Annotated in this window: 12 protein-coding genes; 6 read left to right on the top strand and 6 right to left on the bottom strand. The window is 36.7% G+C overall.

Going from position 1 to position 19,755, the window contains the following annotated elements; all coding sequences use genetic code 11:
• Positions 1-183: 183 nt before the first annotated feature.
• The 3 genes from G525_RS0108740 to lysS all read right to left on the bottom strand — a co-directional run bounded on the left by G525_RS0108740 (position 184) and on the right by lysS (position 5,413).
• Entirely contained in the window at positions 184-2,658 is a 2,475-nt protein-coding gene (locus G525_RS0108740) for a zinc-dependent metalloprotease (protein WP_051209858.1), read from the bottom strand.
• A gap of 156 nt (positions 2,659-2,814) precedes the next feature.
• A complete protein-coding gene (locus G525_RS0108745; RefSeq protein WP_157491907.1) occupies positions 2,815-3,582 on the bottom strand; it encodes an endonuclease/exonuclease/phosphatase family protein in 768 nt (255 codons plus the stop codon).
• Positions 3,583-3,724: 142 nt separating this feature from the next.
• The gene (gene lysS, locus G525_RS0108750; RefSeq protein ID WP_027125841.1) at positions 3,725-5,413 is read right to left on the bottom strand and encodes a lysine--tRNA ligase; all 1,689 of its coding nucleotides are present in this window, start codon (positions 5,411-5,413) and stop codon (positions 3,725-3,727) included.
• 322 nt (positions 5,414-5,735) lie between these two features.
• On the opposite strand from lysS, the gene G525_RS22045 reads away from it, so the two are divergent.
• The 3 genes from G525_RS22045 to G525_RS0108760 all read left to right on the top strand — a co-directional run bounded on the left by G525_RS22045 (position 5,736) and on the right by G525_RS0108760 (position 7,222).
• Positions 5,736-5,894, top strand: a complete 159-nt coding sequence (locus G525_RS22045) for a YqaE/Pmp3 family membrane protein (protein ID WP_084647731.1) — start codon at positions 5,736-5,738, stop codon at positions 5,892-5,894.
• A 129-nt stretch (positions 5,895-6,023) separates the two neighbouring features.
• A complete protein-coding gene (gene lipB, locus G525_RS0108755; protein ID WP_027125842.1) occupies positions 6,024-6,740 on the top strand; it encodes a lipoyl(octanoyl) transferase LipB in 717 nt (238 codons plus the stop codon).
• 2 nt (positions 6,741-6,742) lie between these two features.
• On the top strand, positions 6,743-7,222 hold the full coding sequence (locus G525_RS0108760) for a hypothetical protein (RefSeq protein WP_027125843.1): 480 nt from the start codon (positions 6,743-6,745) through the stop codon (positions 7,220-7,222).
• 164 nt (positions 7,223-7,386) lie between these two features.
• Here G525_RS0108760 and G525_RS0108765 read toward each other — a convergent pair whose 3' ends face one another.
• From G525_RS0108765 to G525_RS0108775, 3 genes are all read right to left on the bottom strand, one after another.
• Positions 7,387-8,436 carry a nucleoid-associated protein gene (locus G525_RS0108765; RefSeq protein WP_027125844.1) on the bottom strand — a complete coding sequence of 350 codons (1,050 nt, stop codon included), beginning with the start codon at positions 8,434-8,436 and terminating at the stop codon, positions 7,387-7,389.
• A 206-nt stretch (positions 8,437-8,642) separates the two neighbouring features.
• A complete protein-coding gene (locus G525_RS0108770; protein WP_027125845.1) occupies positions 8,643-11,072 on the bottom strand; it encodes a hypothetical protein in 2,430 nt (809 codons plus the stop codon).
• Positions 11,073-11,098: 26 nt separating this feature from the next.
• Entirely contained in the window at positions 11,099-11,701 is a 603-nt protein-coding gene (locus G525_RS0108775; RefSeq protein ID WP_027125846.1) for a ribonuclease HII, read from the bottom strand.
• Between the two features lie 470 nt (positions 11,702-12,171).
• On the opposite strand from G525_RS0108775, the gene G525_RS0108780 reads away from it, so the two are divergent.
• From G525_RS0108780 to G525_RS0108790, 3 genes are all read left to right on the top strand, one after another.
• Positions 12,172-15,234 (top strand): SusC/RagA family TonB-linked outer membrane protein, encoded by a 3,063-nt coding sequence (locus G525_RS0108780; RefSeq protein ID WP_027125847.1) that lies wholly within the window; start codon positions 12,172-12,174, stop codon positions 15,232-15,234.
• Positions 15,235-15,237: 3 nt separating this feature from the next.
• The gene (locus tag G525_RS0108785) at positions 15,238-16,659 is read left to right on the top strand and encodes a RagB/SusD family nutrient uptake outer membrane protein (RefSeq protein WP_027125848.1); all 1,422 of its coding nucleotides are present in this window, start codon (positions 15,238-15,240) and stop codon (positions 16,657-16,659) included.
• A gap of 216 nt (positions 16,660-16,875) precedes the next feature.
• Complete coding sequence (locus G525_RS0108790) at positions 16,876-18,801, top strand: putative porin (RefSeq protein ID WP_027125849.1); 1,926 nt, start codon at positions 16,876-16,878, stop codon at positions 18,799-18,801.
• Positions 18,802-19,755: the final 954 nt, after the last annotated feature.

The following is a 19,755-nucleotide window of genomic DNA, read 5'->3' on the forward strand; positions in this document are numbered from 1 at the left end:
TTATAGTACTATGACTGACAATTAGATAAAAAGTTTAAAGCTTGGAGGTTTCAATTTTAATTTTCCTGGTACCCCATGGGTTTTTAAATATTGAATCGTTTATTACAACCTCGGAAAAAGTATTTAACTAAAAATGCTTCAAGAATTCCTGAAGCATTTTTTTATAAATATCAAAATGAGTTGTTAGCTCTTCGGATTCAATATCGCATCAATGCGTTCTAAAGCATCACTTAAATGAATTTTACTCATTGGGTCGCTTGTTCGTGCCAATCCTGATTTGATCATGCTTTCTAAGGATTTCAATTCGGCTCTTGTGACCGCTCTGATATCCGACTGACTCACATCTACGTTAGTTCTTGAAACATAACGTCTGAACTGTGCTGGGACTGGTGTTTGATCTTTGGTCATCAAATAAGCCATTCTATCAATATAACCACGTTGAAGATTTCTTCTGTAAGCGTCTATCGGCTTCCCGCTATTGAGCTCACTAAAAATCCCTTTGCGTAAATCTTGCATCATGGCCAATAAGCCGTAGGCGTCTTTACCGTATATGGCTTCATTTTCACTCATACGCTGCATTCTTCCAAAATCGAGAATATTATCAAGTGTTCTGGTTTGCGTTCCGCGGATTCGCTCTAGGCTACCGTCAAATTCAATCTTATTAAAAATCTCGTTGTCCAAAAGCCATTCTGGAGTAGCAAACAATTCTTTTTGAAGGAATTGTAAGGCCTCTTTTTGTTTGGCTTTGTCAACAGGGGTGTAAACCGCACCTTCTTGGTCGTAGGTTTTGTAAATTTCATAAACCCCACCAATATTGGCAGTAACATGGCCCATATAACGATTGTATTGACCTAGAACTTCGCCGTACATAGTTCCTAAGTCATCATAATCTTTACCGTCTTCTGCAGTCCATTCTATAAGTTTTGGAACGATTCGTTTTAAATTGGCAATACCATAGGCACTTGCTTTCATGGCATCATCACCTAAATCTTCTGTTTGAGAACTTGGGTCGATTACACCACCACTTTGCTGTTTTCCAAAACGATACATAGGGTCTCCGGCATGCTTTAAAATCCAGCTATCCAAGGTTTTCTTTTCGTCTTCTGGGGTTTGCGCATCCAAAATTGGACGGTAACCCCATGCAATGGCATATTTATCGTAAATACCAATATTTGGCATTAGAGCCACACCTTCATCACCTGGCTGTGCCACATAATTGAAACGCGCGTAATCCATTATAGATGGGGCGGTTCCGTATTTTTTAGTAAACTCTGCATTACGTAGATCGTCCACTTTGTAAGCAGCACTGCTTCCCATATTATGAGGTAAGCCTATAGTATGTCCAACTTCGTGCGAAGACACAAAACGAATTAATCTACCCATAATGTCATCTTTAAACTTGACGCTTTGAGCATCTGTGTTGATGGCTGCTGTTTGCACAAAAAACCAGTTGCGCAATAAGGTCATCACATTGTGGTACCAATTGATATCACTCTCCAATATCTCACCACTTCTTGGGTCACTGACGTGAGGGCCGTTTGCATTTGGTATGGGAGAAGCCAAATAACGCACAACTGAATAACGGATATCTTCAGGGCTCCACTCTGGATCTTCTTCAACGGTAGGTGGGTCTTTGGCGATTATTGCATTTTTAAATCCAGCAGCTTCAAAGGCCACTTGCCAATCTTCAATACCTTCTTTGATGTATTTACGCCATTGCTCAGGAGTGGCTCTATCTATATAATAAACGATTGGTTTCTTTGGTTCTACTAATTCACCACGCTTAAATTTCTCTATGTCTTCATCCTTAACTTCTAGGCGCCATCTGTCTAAGTACGTTACTTTCTTACTTTCATGGGCATCCAAACCATAATCTATTTGTCCGCTTGTAAACCAACCTACACGCTGATCAAATATTCTGCGTTTCATTGGTTCCTTAGGCAAAAGAACCATAGAGTTGCTGAGTTCTATTGAAATAGCACCACTGGTTGCATTGGAAGGGGGTTCACTTGCATTGTAGGTTTTTACATGGCGTGTTTCAATGTTCAATGGGTAACTTTTGATACTTTCAATATAGGATAGGTCAGCATCTAAGCGCGTTACTTTATATTGCTTTCTGCTTCGTTCTGGTAAGCCTAAAGGTTTCACATCTTTATTATATAAATCAGAGACATCAATGACTGTGGTCAATGAGTCTTTTCCGAAAGCTTTTATAGGAAAGCTAAATAGAACCGGCTCAAAATTGGAATTGACAACAGCTTCATGTACCGGAAGGGTGTCATTGGCAACAACGCTGTGCGAAACCATGCGTAGCAATACTTTTTTATCTTTTTTTTGCCACCGTAAAACTTGCTCACCTTGTTTGCCACCACCAAAACCTAAGCCACTGGCAGTTTTAGCAATACGTGTCACCATAAGCATTTCACGTTCAAATAATGAATCAGGAATTTCATAAAAGTAAGCCTCGTCTATTTTATGAACCGTAAATAACCCTGGATCAGTTTTAGCCTCTTTAGTAATGACTTTATTGTAAGGCTGGATGTCATTTTTTCCAGGTTTTTTTGCGGCATCTGAATTGGCGCTAGCGGTAGATGATGCTTTGGACGCTTTTTTTGTTGTTGAACAAGACACAACTAAAAGAAAAGATGCCAAAAACATTACGCTTAAGGAGATTTTTTTCAAAATGTTAGGAGTTTAGAAAATTAAAAAAGTGAAAATACGCAATACCTTACATTACTAAAGGTCTACGAAATGTTTTAAGTTTTTTTTAACTATTGAAAGAGAGCCTTCAATAAGAAAAAATAACTTTACAGACTACTGTTTAAAATGTCCCACAAGCATCGCATGGTCTGAAACATCATAATATATTTTTTGAAGAAGAATTGGAGCTATGGGTTTAAGGACATAAATTTGGTCAATTTCAAGCAATGGAATGCCAAATGGCCATGTTGCACTAAAACCTTGTCCATAGTTATGGAAACTTGTATAATCAAGTTCATAATTCCTGAAATGAACACTTTCATAGGGCGTGTTAAAATCGCCAACTATAAGATCAGAATTTCTTTCAGAAACTAATTGTAATATGGTTTCTAAGGTTTTCCGTTTATCCATTCCTGGATCTTGAAAAGTGTCAGTAAACGCAATTAGAATGGGACCACTCTTTAGTTGGGCTTCTACAAAATTGATGTCATAATTCTGTTCTTCAATAATATAAGTGATCTTTTCTATAGTTCCTTTAATGCCAATCAACATATCACCTTCCAGTATTCGGAATTCATAAGCAGGAAAAGCTTTTGAGAGCTGCTGAATGTCTTGTGAGGACGCGTTTTCTGTCTCGGCTAGAGCGATAATATCTGGTGCGATATGCTTGATGTTTTCCGAAAGAAAATCCAAATGGATTGTTGCTCTATTTGCAGCGTTCCAAAAAATAACAGAAGTTGCGTCACGAGGGATTTCGACAGTTTTTGGAAAGAAATAGGCATTGTTGATCCAGATACCTGTCAAGCCCAAGGTCATACATACGAATAAGATAAAATAAGCCTTAGGTCTGAAAAATAAAATAGTAATGATAATGCCTCCCATTATTAATATGGGCAGCGGAAAGGCATAAAAAGGAATTTGGAAAAACCGGAAATGATCCTTTAAAATAAAATGTATAATCAACAAGGGCATGTATACAAGTAATGCACATGCCCTTATTATGAATAAAAAAATTTTGGCGATTTTATACAAGAGATACAAATAAACCGTCTTCAGTTTTGGTAACTTTGGCCAAGCTATTCTTTTTAAGACCTTTGATTGTAGCGTCCCATTTTTTGTTGCTTAATCCGGATTGCTCCTTTAAACTGTTCAAATCTACAGGTGCATTAGCTTTTAGAATGGCAAAAACTGCCTTTTCATCGTCAGTCATAGCCACGGCTTTCTTTTCAGGCTTCATTTGAGGGAAGAACAGCACTTCTTGAATAGACTGATTGTTGGTCAAATACATAATGAGACGATCCATGCCTATACCCATTCCTGAAGTTGGAGGCATGCCGTATTCTAAGGCCCTTAAAAAATCATAATCAATCATCTCTGTAGCTTCGTCATCTCCCTTTTTCGCCAATTCCATTTGATGCTCAAATCGTTCGCGTTGGTCAATAGGATCATTCAACTCAGAATAAGCATTGGCAATCTCCTTACCGCAAACCATCAACTCAAATCGCTCAGTCAATTCTGGATTTTCACGGTGTTCTTTGCACAACGGACTCATTTCTTTTGGATAATCAGTAATAAATGTGGGTTGGATATAATTTCCTTCGCACTTTTCACCAAAGATTTCATCTATCAATTTACCTTTACCCATAGTATGATCCACAGCAATGCCCATATCTTGAGCCGCTTTTCTGATTTCATCTTCAGATTTTCCAGTAATATCAAAACCGGTAAAGTGCTTGATCGAATCGGTCATAGTGACGCGCGCATATGGTGCTTTAAAATCAATTTTATGTTCGCCAAAAGTAGTTTCGGTAGTCCCGTTTACAGCCATTGCGCAATGTTCCAAAAGCTCCTCACAAAAATGCATCATCCAATTATAATCTTTGTAGGATACGTAAATTTCCATAGCCGTAAACTCTGGGTTGTGTGTACGGTCCATGCCTTCATTCCTAAAGTTTTTTGAAAACTCATAAACACCATCAAAGCCTCCAACAATAAGACGTTTTAGGTAAAGTTCATTGGCAATCCGCATGTACAACGGAATGTCCAAGCTATTATGATGCGTAATAAAAGGTCGAGCTGCAGCACCACCAGGGATAGGTTGTAAAACCGGAGTTTCTACCTCAAAGTAACCAGCATCATTAAAAAATTGACGCATGGCACTGTATAATTTTGTTCGTTTGATAAATACTTTTTTAACGTTTGGATTGACCACCAAATCGGCATAACGCTGTCTGTAACGCTGTTCAGGATCAGTAAAAGCGTCATAGATCACCCCGTCTTTTTCTTTTGGCAATGGCAACGGTTTTAAGGATTTACTTAAAAGTGTAAAATCTTTGACCTTAACCGTTTTTTCGCCTACTTGTGTGGTGAATAATTCGCCTTCAACACCAAGAAAATCTCCAAAGTCCAATAGTTTTTTGAACACTTCGTTATATTTGGTTTTGTCTTCTCCCGTACAGATTTCATCGCGGTTAAAATACACTTGTATTTTACCTTCAGAATCCTGTATCTGTGCAAAACTTGCCTTTCCTTGAACTCTCATGGACATCAATCGGCCAGCGATAACGACCTTTTTACCCTCTTCAAACTGCTCTTTTACCTGTTTGGACGTGTGGTCTACAGGATATAAATCGGCTGGATATGGATTAATCCCCATCTCACGTAATTTGTCTAATTTCTCTCTTCGAATGAGTTCTTGTTCTGAAAGTTGCATGCTGTTAAATTTTTGATGAGCAAAATTACACCTTTTTTAAAAAATTAACACCCTACTTTCTGGGATAGATTGGCTTTTTGCTTGTTTCTTGGTTCAATTTAACGTTAAAGGTTTTCAATTATCTATTTTTGGTCTGTTTTTGAAATTTTATATTTTGATTGATGGACTATTCAAATATTATTTCGGGTTAAAGCCATAAGATAGCGGTCTTTGGATTCTGTCGATTCCCGCGTAACAAATTGAATAACTTTGCGTCTTATATTTACATCTATTTACATTAATCAGACGCTCAAAAGAGCGGAAATCAAAAATCAGTAAAATTATGAGTATTTGGAGAGTTCTTCTTTCTATTTTTTGTCCACCCCTAGCGGTCCTAGATAAGGGATGCGGTTCTATCATTATCGTATTTTTATTATGGCTTTGTGGTTGGGTTCCTGGTGTTATTGCCGCCTTGGTTATTCTAAACAACCCGAAGCGGTAGGTTGTTAATTGGCAGTGACCCGTCATCGGCCACCCGTCTTTGATTTATCTCCGTATAACGCAATCGAACCATTTGTTTTTCGGCTACTCTTCACCTGTCATCCATCTAAAAAATGTAATTTTGTAATCTATGAATAAAAGAGTCCAAGTTCAAGATTTAGGATATCACGATTATAAAGCCACTTGGGATTATCAAGAAGGCTTATTCAAGTCGGTGGTGGACACTAAAATTAAGAATAGAAGAGAAGATGCTCATTTGGAAACACAGAATTATTTCCTATTGGTTGAGCATCCACATGTATATACTTTGGGTAAAAGTGGAGACTTCTCACATCTTTTGTTGAATGAAGATCAGCTGATTGAAAAAGGCGCTACTTTTTATAAAATTAATAGGGGAGGAGATATTACTTATCATGGTCCAGGACAAATTGTGGGCTACCCCATTCTCGATTTGGAGAACTTCTTTACGGATATTCATAAATACCTACGCTTTCTGGAAGAAATGATCATTTTGACTTTAGAAGAATATGGAATTACAGCGGAGCGAAGTCCAGGGGAAACCGGAGTTTGGCTTGGTGTGGGGACGCCTTTTGCTCGGAAAATTTGCGCCATGGGCGTGAGGGCGAGTAGATGGGTTACCATGCATGGATTTGCCTTGAACGTGAATGCCGATTTGGGTTATTTTGATAATATCATTCCATGTGGCATTCGAGGTAAGGCGGTGACTTCTTTGAATGTGGAATTAGGCGTAGACAAAGTTGATGAATCTGAACTAAAAATCAAATTGTTGAAACATTTCATGGCGTTGTTTGAAGCCGTTCCCAACCCTAAAAATAGTGTTGTTTAAACATGGCACATTTTCAAAAGATACTTCTGTTGGTTTTGATTGTTCCTTTAGCACTTTTTCCTGGAGGATTGATTTCTTATGTGTTGCTTTTTGAGCAACTCAAATTTGAAATCTCTATGTGGATTCCAATAGGAATATCAATTTTAGGCGTGTGTAGTTTTATTTTTCATTTAAAAACGAAACGCTTTTATAAACTGGTCCAAAATGAGGTTGATTTGCCAAATGTTGATCCAATCTTTTGGATACTGGATGTCGCTTTTGGCATTGCTTACATAGCCATCGCGTTTTATTTAACCTATCTCATGTATAAATTTCCAGCCAAGAAAAGCTTATTTATAGTGCTGGTTTTAATAATCCCGATGTTTATAGCGGGGGCATGGACCGTTTTTGAAGCTTTTTACCTCAAGAGGGCAATCCAAATTCACAAATTTGCCCATCGTCATTCGGAGATTGAAGATATTAAAGGAGATGTCACAGAATAATAGTTTTGGAAATACGTGATGCGTGGTGCCGTTGGGTCGAGATTGTTTATTAAAGAATGTTTGAATTCGGAAAAGATCAGGATCCATGATAAGTCTTAATATCCGACCTATCCGTTAAAATTTTATTTCTTTTAAGATTCTTAATTCTTAATTCTTGAATCTCTCTAGCTTTCCTCATTAAAAAACACCTTGTAGTAGTGCATTTTCTTGGCGTCGTCATAACCGCGTTCCAAATATTCTACGGAAGCGTCGGGCGCATCAACATCTAATTTGATCTGGATATTGGTGTCCAATTTTATTTCCGTTTTGATTTTCTGTTTTTGTTTCTTTAGAACACTTTCAGAAACATCAAATTGATTACGAATCACTAAGGCGTGATCGGTTTCAAAACCTTTCTTATAATCGTCAAATAGGTCTTTGTAGGTCTCGTCTTCAAGCACATCATCCTTAAAGTTCTCGACATTAATAACTTCGTTTTCTTTAAAGAAATCGATGGTTTTAGCTAAAAAAGTGCTTTTTTGCTGCAGACCAAAAGTTGGTTTTAAAATATCTTCTGAAAAATCCTTGCAGAGTTCGATATAGTTCTTGGTGTGCTGATTGTGATCATCAGGATATTTTATGTTTAGAAAATGCTTGATCCAATATTGTGTATCGTAAGAATTATTATCAACGCTCAATATGATATTGCCTTCAGTATCTGAAGTATTTAAAATCAGACAGCCTTTATCCACTTTTTTTGTAGGAATGCCTTTTTGGGTAATTAAATCATAACTGTTGTTTTCCAGATAGGTTTGAAAAAACTCAGCTCTATTTTCAATTTTAAAGATCCCGATGGCCTTGACGAACATATCGTCATATTGAATGTCTTCAAAAATGCACACCAAAACATCGCCGGTCTTTATTTGTGCAGAATTGCTCTGTTCAAATAAATGGGTAACGACGTGTTTTGAGACGTCTATAAAGTTGCTTTCGTCCGCAAATAGTTGAGCGGCATAACTGTTGATTTCATTAAGGTTGATGTTAGAATGATGATTGAATCTATAGCTCTCAACCAAACTTCCAAAAGGACGCAATAAGTAGCCCAACATCAAATCGTAGCTCACTTCATCAAAGTCCAGTTCTTGTTCGGAAAAAGCATTTTTAGTGCTATTGAACTTATTGCCTACCTTATGGAGTATGGCTTTTGAAATAGAGGCTTTAGTGCGTTTGATCATGGCGGAATGTTTGCATTTTTGAAGTCTGCAATACTACATAATTTTGAATGAAATTAAATGTAAAACGCCAAAAAAAATCTTTGGCGCTTAAAAAAATAAGATCTTGATAGAGTCTTTAGTTTGGCTCTCCTACAATAGGAAAATTCCTTTAAGAGTCGTTGCATTATTTTCTATCGCATTTCGGAGCAGAAGCTTCTAGAGTTTTATTAATTTATTTGGTAGATAATAATGCCGTTTTTGTCACCTTGGGTCACGAATTCTGGTGTTCTTTCTTTATCTATATTGTCCAAATCGATGGTGGAATTGCCATAAACAGGGAAGTTGTCAATCGGTTTTCCTAAACTATCAAAAAGATAGACTTTCTTGGATTGTAAATCGGTTACAGAAACATAAATTTTGTCATTAACGTAGAATATTTTTGGTGGCGTATAATCCCCAAAGTCCAATTCTACTTTATTGGTTTTGATGTGAAGAATGTTATCAGAGAGTGTTACCAATGTTTTACTGGTAGCAGTGATGCTATGTTTTTCTCCCAAATTTAAATTGCTACTGCTCATTTTTCCATTTTCATCAATTTGGACGAGATCTCCTTTTGCTGTCGTGGTGGTAAATTTATTGTCATACAAGAAAATGCCACTATCGCTAAAGTCGATATTATTCTTAACCTTAACGCGGGTTTTGCCCACCCGGCTCAATATTTCGAGCTCATTGCCTTGAACAAAAACGATATAATCTTTTCTTCCAATTCTAAAATGCTGAGGCTGCGTATTGATCGTGTTCTCCGCTTTTTTGTAATGGAATCCTCCTACAACATTCCCTTTCTTATCATACAGCAAAACGGAGGATCCTTGGGTGACCATCATTCTGTAATTTCTATTCTTGTCATAATCAAAAACCGAAAGCGGCTGTGTAATCTGGTGCCTAAATTTTAAAGGAAAGGAACCAACATCTTTGCCGCTTCGATCTAAAACATAAACCCGATGTTGTGTCGCAAATGCCAATTGGAGGCGTCCATTTTTGTAAGTATCTATCTGTTCAATTTTTCCTAAGATCTTACTATCCAATTGTTTTTTCCATTGTACCTTCCCATCTTTTGAGATTAGGTATAAATTATTATTCACATCCTGAACCACCACTTCCATCTGACTGTTGGTATGGTTATTTACAAATTGAGGGGTGGTCAAAAGATCGGCATCCAACGTGACGCTGGTATCTTCATAAACAGAACTTGAAGACGATTTTTTCTTATTCTTTTGGATGATGGCATGTACGTGCGCAAAATCAGTTTCATAAACAAACTGAACGGCAGATGCATTAAACCCTTCAGTATTAATGGCGCTTTCTGTTTCAAAATTTGAATTGATGATTTCTTTTAGGCTGCTCGTGTTAGCATAAGCAAATAATGAGGACTCGTCACTTAAGTCGTCCATCATATCCTCAAAAGTGGGTGCTGTGGATAGGGTTGCACTATTTTGATAACTGCCAATGATCTCTTTTAAAAGCTCCACATCATCTGAGAACACAAAGAAATCTTCAATATTAATGAACTTTGTGGCGGATTTGTAATTAATAAAAGGGGAAAATATTTTGGAAAATAATTCAGGTTTGTCAAAGTCATAAACTGTAATGTCCCGGTAAGTATCAATGCTATTTTGAGTTCCGAAAAAGGCATTCATATTGGGGGCATCGATACTATTTATGACCACCGCCTGGTTTTCATTTTTATAAATAACGCCCGCTTCTAGAACGCTTTCAAAAACAGATTCGGTAAACAGGGAATCTTGTTTTTTGAATTGCCACAAATTTTCTTGAAACGTTTTAAAATTGTGAAATGACAAACTCAAAAAACCATCGGCATCTGGAGGACAAATTTTCGGGATCTGATTTTCTTGCGGAAAGGTGTTTTTAAAAACATTGAGCAAACTTTTTGAAGAATCTTTGGCGATGGTAATCCCGTCAAATTTGAGTTGGTCTTTTGTCAATTCTGCATCTAAGAGGAGGTAATTGGTCAGCGGAACCTTGTTGATGTGTTTATCAAAAAAGAAATCAGGCCGGAATGTCTTTTCTTTCGTGTTAATTAAAATGGACAGTGATTTCTCGCTTTTTGCAGTAAGATAGAGTTCCTTTAACAAGGGATCGGTATCTTTTTTAGTAAAGGCATCCTCAACAAGCGCCTTATCGTTGGATGCAAAGAAAATACTGTCCTTTATAATGCTGTAAATAATTTCGTTTTCAAGGGTCGTTTTAATGATGGACTTTTCTTTTGAAGTGATGGTTTCAATTGATTGATTAGGTACAGAGGTGAGGTCAAACAGGTTTTTGTGATATTTGGTAATGATTGATATTTGAAGACTATCAGCTGTGTCTTTTCCAAAAACTAGGAGAATTTCTTCATCTGGTTTTATATGGTTGAGAAAGTTAAGTTTTGATTTTAGGTGCGCAACCGCACTTTTCTCAGAAAATTGATTAAGTAAACTGTTGTTTTTAAAAACGCTCTTTAAACCTTCAATGGAAGTTGTTTTTACAACTACTGAAGAATGATTGGGCACCAATGTGATGAGATTGGAGTGCTTATGAATGTCGTTTTCACAGCTTACCACCAGGACAAGCAAAAACAGTAAACAAAGAGTTCTCATGTTTGTTTTATTGCAAATATAGAAAGTTAGACTACTATTTGTAATTGTTGCGGTAATAATCTAAAGGTTTTTCTATGATAAGGTGTGATGCCATACTTTTTTATAGCTTCGCGATGTTCTTTAGTGGGGTAGCCTTTATTTTGTTTCCAATTGTACATTGGAAATTCTTCATGGATTTGGCACATATAAGCATCTCTATTGGTTTTTGCCAAAATTGAAGCCGCTGCAATATTAAGGTATTTACTGTCGCCTTTAATTATGGTCTTATGTGGGATATTTGTAAATGGCAGAAATCTGTTGCCATCAACACTTATAAATTGGGGCGTTGGAGTTAGTCCAGTGATCGCTTTGTGCATGGCTAAAATAGAAGCGTTTAAAATATTTATGGCGTCTATTTCTTCAGGATATACATGGGCAAAGGCAAAGGAAACCGCTTCAGACTCAATGATAGGTTTTAACACATCGCGCTTGGTTTCAGAAAGTTGCTTTGAATCATTTAGGATTAGGTTTTCAAAGGCTTGCGGCAGAATAACTGCCGCCGCGGTAACAGGGCCAGCAAGACAGCCACGACCGGCTTCGTCTGTGCCACATTCCAAAAAGTTGGAAGTAAAAGAAAGTTGGAGTTTCAAGTGGTGCAATTTTTTTCAAAGTTATGATAAAATAAAGAATTTGTAATTTCAGTAAAATTTACAGAATCAACCCAAAATAAAGTAAGCATTTTAAAGTGTAATCGAAGTGCATATATTTAATCCATTGGCATTATTATATTTTTAATAAAAAAAATATAATAATTGTTATATATATTCAAAGGGCACAGTGAAATGAATTGCTTTTTAACATAAAAAATGCTTTATTATCATATATCTTGAAGGATCGGGTAGTTTGTTTTTTGAATTAGCTCTAAAATCATATAATCTGTTAATAAATTAACATAAGTTAGGGTTGTGAGATCTGTCTAATTGTTGTTGATAATAAGTGTTTTATATGTCTCGTCATAGGGTTAGAGGCTATTTCTTATTAACATTTTATTATGTTCCAGACTTGCTTTTTTAATATTTTATTATGATGTTTGCGGCAGACTAACTCAAATAATTGTTTTATGAAATTAAAGTTAACATGGTTAATGACGCTTTTTATGGCGTTTGTTATGCAAATTTCTCTTGCACAAGAGAAATCTGTTTCTGGTACGGTGACATCCGTTTCAGATGGTTTGCCTTTACCAGGGGTGAACGTTTTAGTAAAAGGAACTGCACGTGGTGTCCAAACGGATTTTGATGGTAACTATACCATTAGCGTAAGTGTTGGAGAAACCTTAACATTTTCTTTTGTAAGTATGAAATCCGCCGAAAAAATTGTAGGCGCTAGTAATACTATCAATGTGGGCCTTGAAGAGGACGTTGCTTCTTTAGATGAAGTCATCGTTTTAGGATATAGCTCCAAAGGTGTTGAAGAAGTTACAGGTTCTTCAGTACAAATAGGAGGAGACCAGCTTGCCGGAATTCCTTCAGTAACAATAGATCAAGCTTTACAAGGTAAAGTTGCAGGTTTGCAAATTTCTCAATCTTCTGGTACTCCGGGTTCAACTCAGGATATCCGTATTAGAGGTTTGAGCTCATTGGCTTCCTCAAACGAGCCACTTTACGTGATTGATGGTGTGCCAGTAGTGAATTCAAATTCATCAGGAAATGAGAATGCGAGTAGCCTTAGCCCTTTATCAGCAATTAATAGTCAGGATATTGCTAGTGTGACGGTATTAAAGGATGCTTCTGCTACTGCGGCTTACGGTGCTCGTGGTTCAAATGGGGTAATTGTGATTACCACCAAAAGAGGTCAAACGGGTAGAACTCAATTCAGTTTCAGTTCACAAGTTGGTTTTCAAAATGATGCCTTCATGAAGAGAGACGTATTGTCAGGTGCCGATAGAGTAGCGCTACAAAGCGAGGCTTTAGTAAATTCTTATGGCGTTAGTAATGGTTTTACACTAGACAATGCAACCGCTCTAGCGGTACAATTTAATTTGATACCTGCAGCGTCTTTAGACTATAATGGTGAGGACTACGATTGGTCTGGCCTTATTAAAAATGAGAATGCTTTACTGCAAAACTATACCTTCGCTGCCTCAGGTGGTGATGAGAAAGGAAGTTTTTACGCATCTGTCGGGTACAATAAGACTGAAGCAACCGTTATTGGTAGTGCTTTTGAACGATTAAATGGAGCGTTCAATTTTAATCGTAAATTAAGAGATAATCTTGATTTTACGACGTCTATGAACGTATCAAACACGACTCAAAACCCAATTTTGGAACAAGGGTCTTACTTTTCAAATCCATTTATTACAAGGTATTTAATGAATCCTTTAAATAATCCTTATAATGCTGATGGGACTCAAAACATCGACCTTCTATTTGGTTCATTGCATAATACATTATATGTTACTGATAATAATATTACACGTAACAAACTTACACGTGCTATTTCAAATTCGAAATTGGATTGGGAACTCTTAGATGGTTTGGTTTTTTCTAACAGAATAGCGTTAGATTATCAGATTACTGAATATAGAAACTACCAAAATAGATATGAAGGTGATTCTGCTCCAACCAATGGTGCTTCAGAACTTAGTGATGATAAAAACTACAACTGGGTTTATCAAGGCTCACTTGGTTATGATTTCAAATTGGGAGATAAGCATAACTTGAATGTTATGGCACTTTTTGAATATCAAAAAAATGAACGCACCTATTTATATGGATATGGTGAGAATTTCCCAGCTGATGGCTTGACAAATATCAACTCTGCAAGTGCTAATTTTGATGCGGATTCATTTTATACAGATTGGTACAACGTGTCTTATTTAGGGTTGTTGAACTATAACTATGCTGGAAAATATGTTCTTGATGGAACCGTAAGAAGAGAAGGTTCTTCTCGTTTTGCTCCAAATAATAGATTTGGAAACTTTGGATCAGTAGGTGCTGCATGGAATGTTCATAGAGAAGATTTCATGGCCGGTTCTGTTTTTAATACGTTAAGATTTAGAACTTCATACGGTATAACAGGTAATAATGCAGTAGGTTTAAATGCCTATCAAGCATTGCTTTCTTATGGTGCTGATTACTCAAACAATGGAGGTGCAACACCATCACAATTTGGAAATCCAGATTTGACTTGGGAAAAAGCTGAAAACTTTGACGTTGGTTTATCATTTGGATTGTTTGAAAACAGATTGTCAGGATCGTTTACTTATTTCAACAGACGCACTTATGATTTGCTTCAAGGTGTTCCATTATCACCAACAACTGGATTTCTTTCTCAAGATAGAAACCTAGGTGAAATGACCAATAAAGGTATTGAGGCTGAATTGTCTTATGACGTTATTCGTACGGATGATTTTACTTGGAATCTTGGCGGAAACTATGCTACTGTTAAAAATGAGGTTACTGAATTGGCTATAGGTGCAGATGGTGAGCCAATTGATCCACTTGCAGGTAGTAGTTATAAAAGTACGGTGGTGGGGTTACCTGCTTCTGCTTGGAACATGCGTACATGGGCTGGTGTAGATCCTGCAACTGGAGCACCAACTTGGTATGTGAATGGAGTTGACGGAGAAGTTACCTCAAATTACAACTCTGCTGCAAGAGCTTTTCAAGATGATGCGAGTGCATTGCCAACCTATTCAGGAGGTTTTAGTACGCGAATTAGCTACAAAGGATTTTTTGCTGATGCCAACATATATTTTGCAGGAGGACATAAGGTTTACGAACAATTTGCTCAGTTTTATATGAGAACAAACTCGTTTACTGTGGGTTCATATAACGGTGCAACTGAATTGTTGGAAAGATGGCAACAACCAGGTGACATCACTGATGTTCCTAAAATGGATTGGGCTGGAGCTAATAATTTCCATGCCACGTCTTCACGTCATTTATTTGATGGAGATTATATCAGACTTAAAAATGTATCTATAGGTTATGAGTTGCCTGCAACTTATGCTAACGCAGTTGGAGTTGATGGGTTATCATTCACTTTAAGAGGTACAAACGTAGGTACTTGGGTTAAAGACAAAGGACTTAAATTAGATCCTGAAGTTCGTGCAAACGGATATACGGAGTTAACAACACCTCCGGTTGAATCTTATTCATTAAGTGTTAATATTAAATTTTAGAAAATGAAAAATATAAATAAATATTTATTAATTGCTGCCGTGAGTTTTGGACTACTGTCTTCTTGTTCAGAGAATGACTTAGATCCAACACTACAGCAAGATAAAAGTATCGAAGAGAGTGTAAATACTGTTGGAGATCTTGATGCCATATTAATTGGAGCGTATGACCGTTTGTCATTTGACAATAAAGTCTATGGTCGTGATCTCATTATCCTTGGAGAGGTTTTTTCTGATAACACAGCTTCCAATGCCAACTCCAACAGATTTGTTACAGAAGGACAAATGTCTTTAACGGCTACTTCTACAACTCCTAGAGATTTATGGGAGCAGTCTTATAAAGTTATTGGTTCAGTAAACATTATAATTAATGCCGAAGGCATTGAAGGTGATGCTGCTGAAATTAATCAACTTAAAGGTCAAGCCTATGCACTCAGAGCTTTAGTTCACTATAATTTGTTAACATTTTACGGACAACAACATGTTAATGGTGGCTCTATGAGTTCTTTAGGTGTACCGTATGTGACTGCATTTAGAGATTCAGAAAACTTATATCCAATTAGAAATACTGTAGAAGAAGTTAAAAACATGGCCTATGCCGATTTAGAAATGGCGTCGAGCTTGATGACTGTAGCTTTAAATGATCCTTCTAAAGAGTTTATTACATCTTACGCCGTTCGTGCAATTGAAGCTAGAATAAGTAATTATTTTGGAGATTTCACACGTTCACTGGCTGCCGCTAAAGCGGTTGTTGACTCAGGTAAATATTCTGTAGTTGGTAAAGACGAATATTTAAATTCCTTTGCTATTGATGGCGCTGCCAATTCAATTTTTGAAATTGCTTTTACAGCAACAGATAATCCTGGTATTAATGGTCTTGCCAATATTTACCAAAAAGGAAGTTATGGTGATGTGATTGCACTTCCAAATTTAGCAGCATTATATGAAGAAGGTGATATTAGAGGTGTAAGTCCTTATACTGCCGGAGCTCCTGCAAGTATAATTGGTAAAGAAGAATCAGGTACTTTACGTAATCAAGGTAAATATCCTTCTACTGCACCTTATGAAGACAATGTTTCTGTGTCTAGATATGAGGAAGTTGTATTATTATACGCTGAAGCCTTATTAGAGACAGGAAATGCAGGAGAGGCATTGACCTATTTAAATATGATTCCGGCCAAGCGTGGTGCATCAGCTTACACAGCTGCTACGAAAGAGAACATTTTGTTAGAGCGCAGAAAAGAATTGGCATTTGAAGGTTTCAGATTTCATGATTTGGCGAGAACAAAACAAAACATTCCTAATCCAGACCCTGTATTAATTACACATGGAGTTGTAGAATACGGAAGTTATAATTTTGCAATGCCAATCCCAGCAAGTGAGGTTGACGTGAATTCTAACGTTGTGCAAAACTTTGGTTTTAACTAATCCATAAAAAAAGAGTTCAACTCGAAAGGCCGTCTAAAATGATTTTTAGACGGCTTTTTCTTTATATATAATGGATTGCATAAATGCTGCAAGGCCCTCGTGAGCATTAGTATATTCAAGAGCGTTTTCAAACCATCTGTAATTTGTTGCATTAACTATATAATATAGAACCTAATTAGAAGTTATATTATTATTTTTGCCACTCAACTATTAATAATGAATAAACTTCTTTTTCTGATTGCTTTAGTGTTCTCCAATATCTATGTTGTGGCCCAAACTGATTCCGGAAGGCAGAGGAGTGTATCAGGTATGGATAGTTTGAATGCTAAAGGAAAAGATAAAGTTGGCAAAATTGAGGACTATTTAATTATTGGATTTGACAGAGACACCACCTATGTCGATACGACATTGTCCATCAAAAAAGATTACAAGTTCAATTATTTGAGAACGGATGATTTTGGCGTGTTGCCTTTTTCCAATCTTGGTCAGACTTATAATAGTCTAACCCATGACTTTAATAAAAATCGTTCTCTGCCGGTGTTTGGTGCGCGAGCCAAACATTTTAATTATATGGAAATAGAAGATATTAATTATTTTCACGTGCCTACGCCGCTCACAGAGTTGTTCTACAAGACAGCTTTTAAACAAGGCCAATTGTTGGATGCCTTCTTTACAATCAACACCTCAAAACAATTTAATTTTTCAATGGCTTATAAAGGACTTCGGTCCTTAGGTAAGTATCAACATATTTTGTCCAGCACTGGTAATTTCAGATTCACTAGCAATTATGTGAGTAAAAACGACAAATATCAGGCCCGCGCCCACATTGTTATGCAAGACATCCTTAATCAAGAGAATGGAGGTCTGACGGATGAAGATGTTTTGAATTTTCAATCTGGTGATCCAGAGTTTTTAGACCGCTCTGTATTCTCACCAAATTTTGAAGATGCAGAAAGTAATTTAGAAGGCAAACGGTTTTATTTAGATCATCATTACAATCTTCTTAAAGCTTCAGATAGTTTGGGCAATCGGTTGAGCATTGGCCAAATTATTTCATTTGAAGACAAATACTACCAATTCACCCAAGCTGCTCGAAGTGATTTTTTTGGAGAAGCCTTTCTTAATAGCAACATCGATGATAAAGTGACACTTGAAGAGTTTTCAAATCGGTTTTTTGCAAGTTATAACAATGCGCTTTTAGGCGAATTCCAATTCAATGCAGATTATAATAATTATAATTATGGGTATGATGCGGTCACGGTTATCGATGGCGTTAGAATAGCCAACCGATTGAAAGGAACTGTTTTTGGAATTGGAGGTGCTTATAAGAATCAAATTGGTGGATTTCATCTACAAGGAGAATTCGGACTTAATCTGTCCGGAGATTTTAGCGGAAACTTTTTAGATCTCAACGCATCATACACGCTGACCCCTGATTTTAAGGTTTTCGCCAGGCTGAATTCAAATTCAAAGATTCCAAATTTTAATATGCTCCTCAACCAAAGTGATTACCTAAGTTATAATTGGGATAATAGTAACACTTTTAAAAACGTACAAACCCAGAACTTGTCCTTTAAAATAGAATCCGATCGTTTTGCAACGGCCGAAGTGGAATATACAACCATAAACAACTATTCCTATTTCACAAAAGATCTGAATAGTGCTGTTAAACCTATTCAATCTGAAAATACTGTCAACTATGTCAAGGTTAAAGCGTCTAAAGAATTTCGTTTTGGTAAGTTTGCTTTAGACAATACTATAATGTATCAAAATGTGATCAATGGCGAAGGCGTTTTAAACGTGCCGCAATTTATAACGCGAAACACGTTATACTTTGCTGATCATCTCTTTACAAAAGCGCTCTTTTTGCAAACTGGAATCACGTTTAATTATTTCACGGATTATAACATGGATGCCTATGATCCTTTGTTGGGAGAATTTTACGTACAGAACCAAACAACAATCGGTAATTTTCCGCGCTTAGATTTCTTTATCAATGCCAAAGTGAGACAGACACGAATTTATATAAAAGCGGAACATTTCAATTCGGCTTTCACTGGATACGATTACTTTTCGGCACCAAACAATCCCTATAGAGATTTTACGATCCGATTTGGACTCGTTTGGAATTTCTTTCTTTAAGAGTAAAGTGGACATCTCGTTGGTTTTTCTTTAATCTAAATCTTAGAGCAAGATCTATATCTCCATTCTGCTGCAGTAAGTAGGATTTGAAAATGATTATAGACCTGATCTCTATCTTGCCTCAATTTCGTAAGTGATCACACTTGACTTTATTTATTAGTTAGACATTATATATAGATATAATAGGATCATTAAAGTCAGCAACAAGGGTTTCAAATGAATTAGTGACTGATAAAAATAAAGTCCAATCCGTAAATTCTAAGACAGTCCGAACATTGAAATACCTGGGCGGTTATATTGATAGCTGTCGGACAACAAAGCTTAAGTATTTCTTTTTTTTGTAAATCAATAAGAACATCTTGATGTCTATCTAGTATGATGATGTCTTAACTTATTGCGAGATTGGTTCACGGATTCGATAAATGGGCATGCTTTTGCCAAGGAGATGGCCACTTGATTTGTCGTTCGTAGAGTGGCTTCATGTGGGTTTCGATCTTAACGCAGGGCACTTGTCCGTAATATAAAAGAAGTATCTGCCCTTTTTCTCGCCTCTAAAGCTTTCATTTTCAGTCTGAAGAAAAATACTCAAAAAAAAGAGGTTGATTTGTTTGTGGGTTAAATAAAAAGGGTTGTATATTTGCACCCCGCAAACGAGGGGTTTCGACCCCTGGGGAGCGGAAAAAAGTTCATTTACATCCTTAAAAAAGAGCGGCAAAATTTTTTTAATAAAAAGCTTTGCGGATCAAAAAAAGGTTGTATGTTTGCAGCCGCTAAAAACGGGAACGTTGGCAGCGGAGGAGTTCTTAAAAAACGGTGTTTGTTGTCTGTCGATTGGAGTGTGAAAAAAAACTTTCAAAAAAACTTTCAAAAAACATTGTGGGATTCAAAAAAGGGTTTTATATTTGCACCCGCTTAGCGATTGAGTTCGCCAAGAAAACAAGAAGACAAGTTCAT

The sequence above is a fragment of the Gelidibacter mesophilus DSM 14095 genome (assembly GCF_000423005.1).
GTDB classification, from domain to species: domain Bacteria; phylum Bacteroidota; class Bacteroidia; order Flavobacteriales; family Flavobacteriaceae; genus Gelidibacter; species Gelidibacter mesophilus.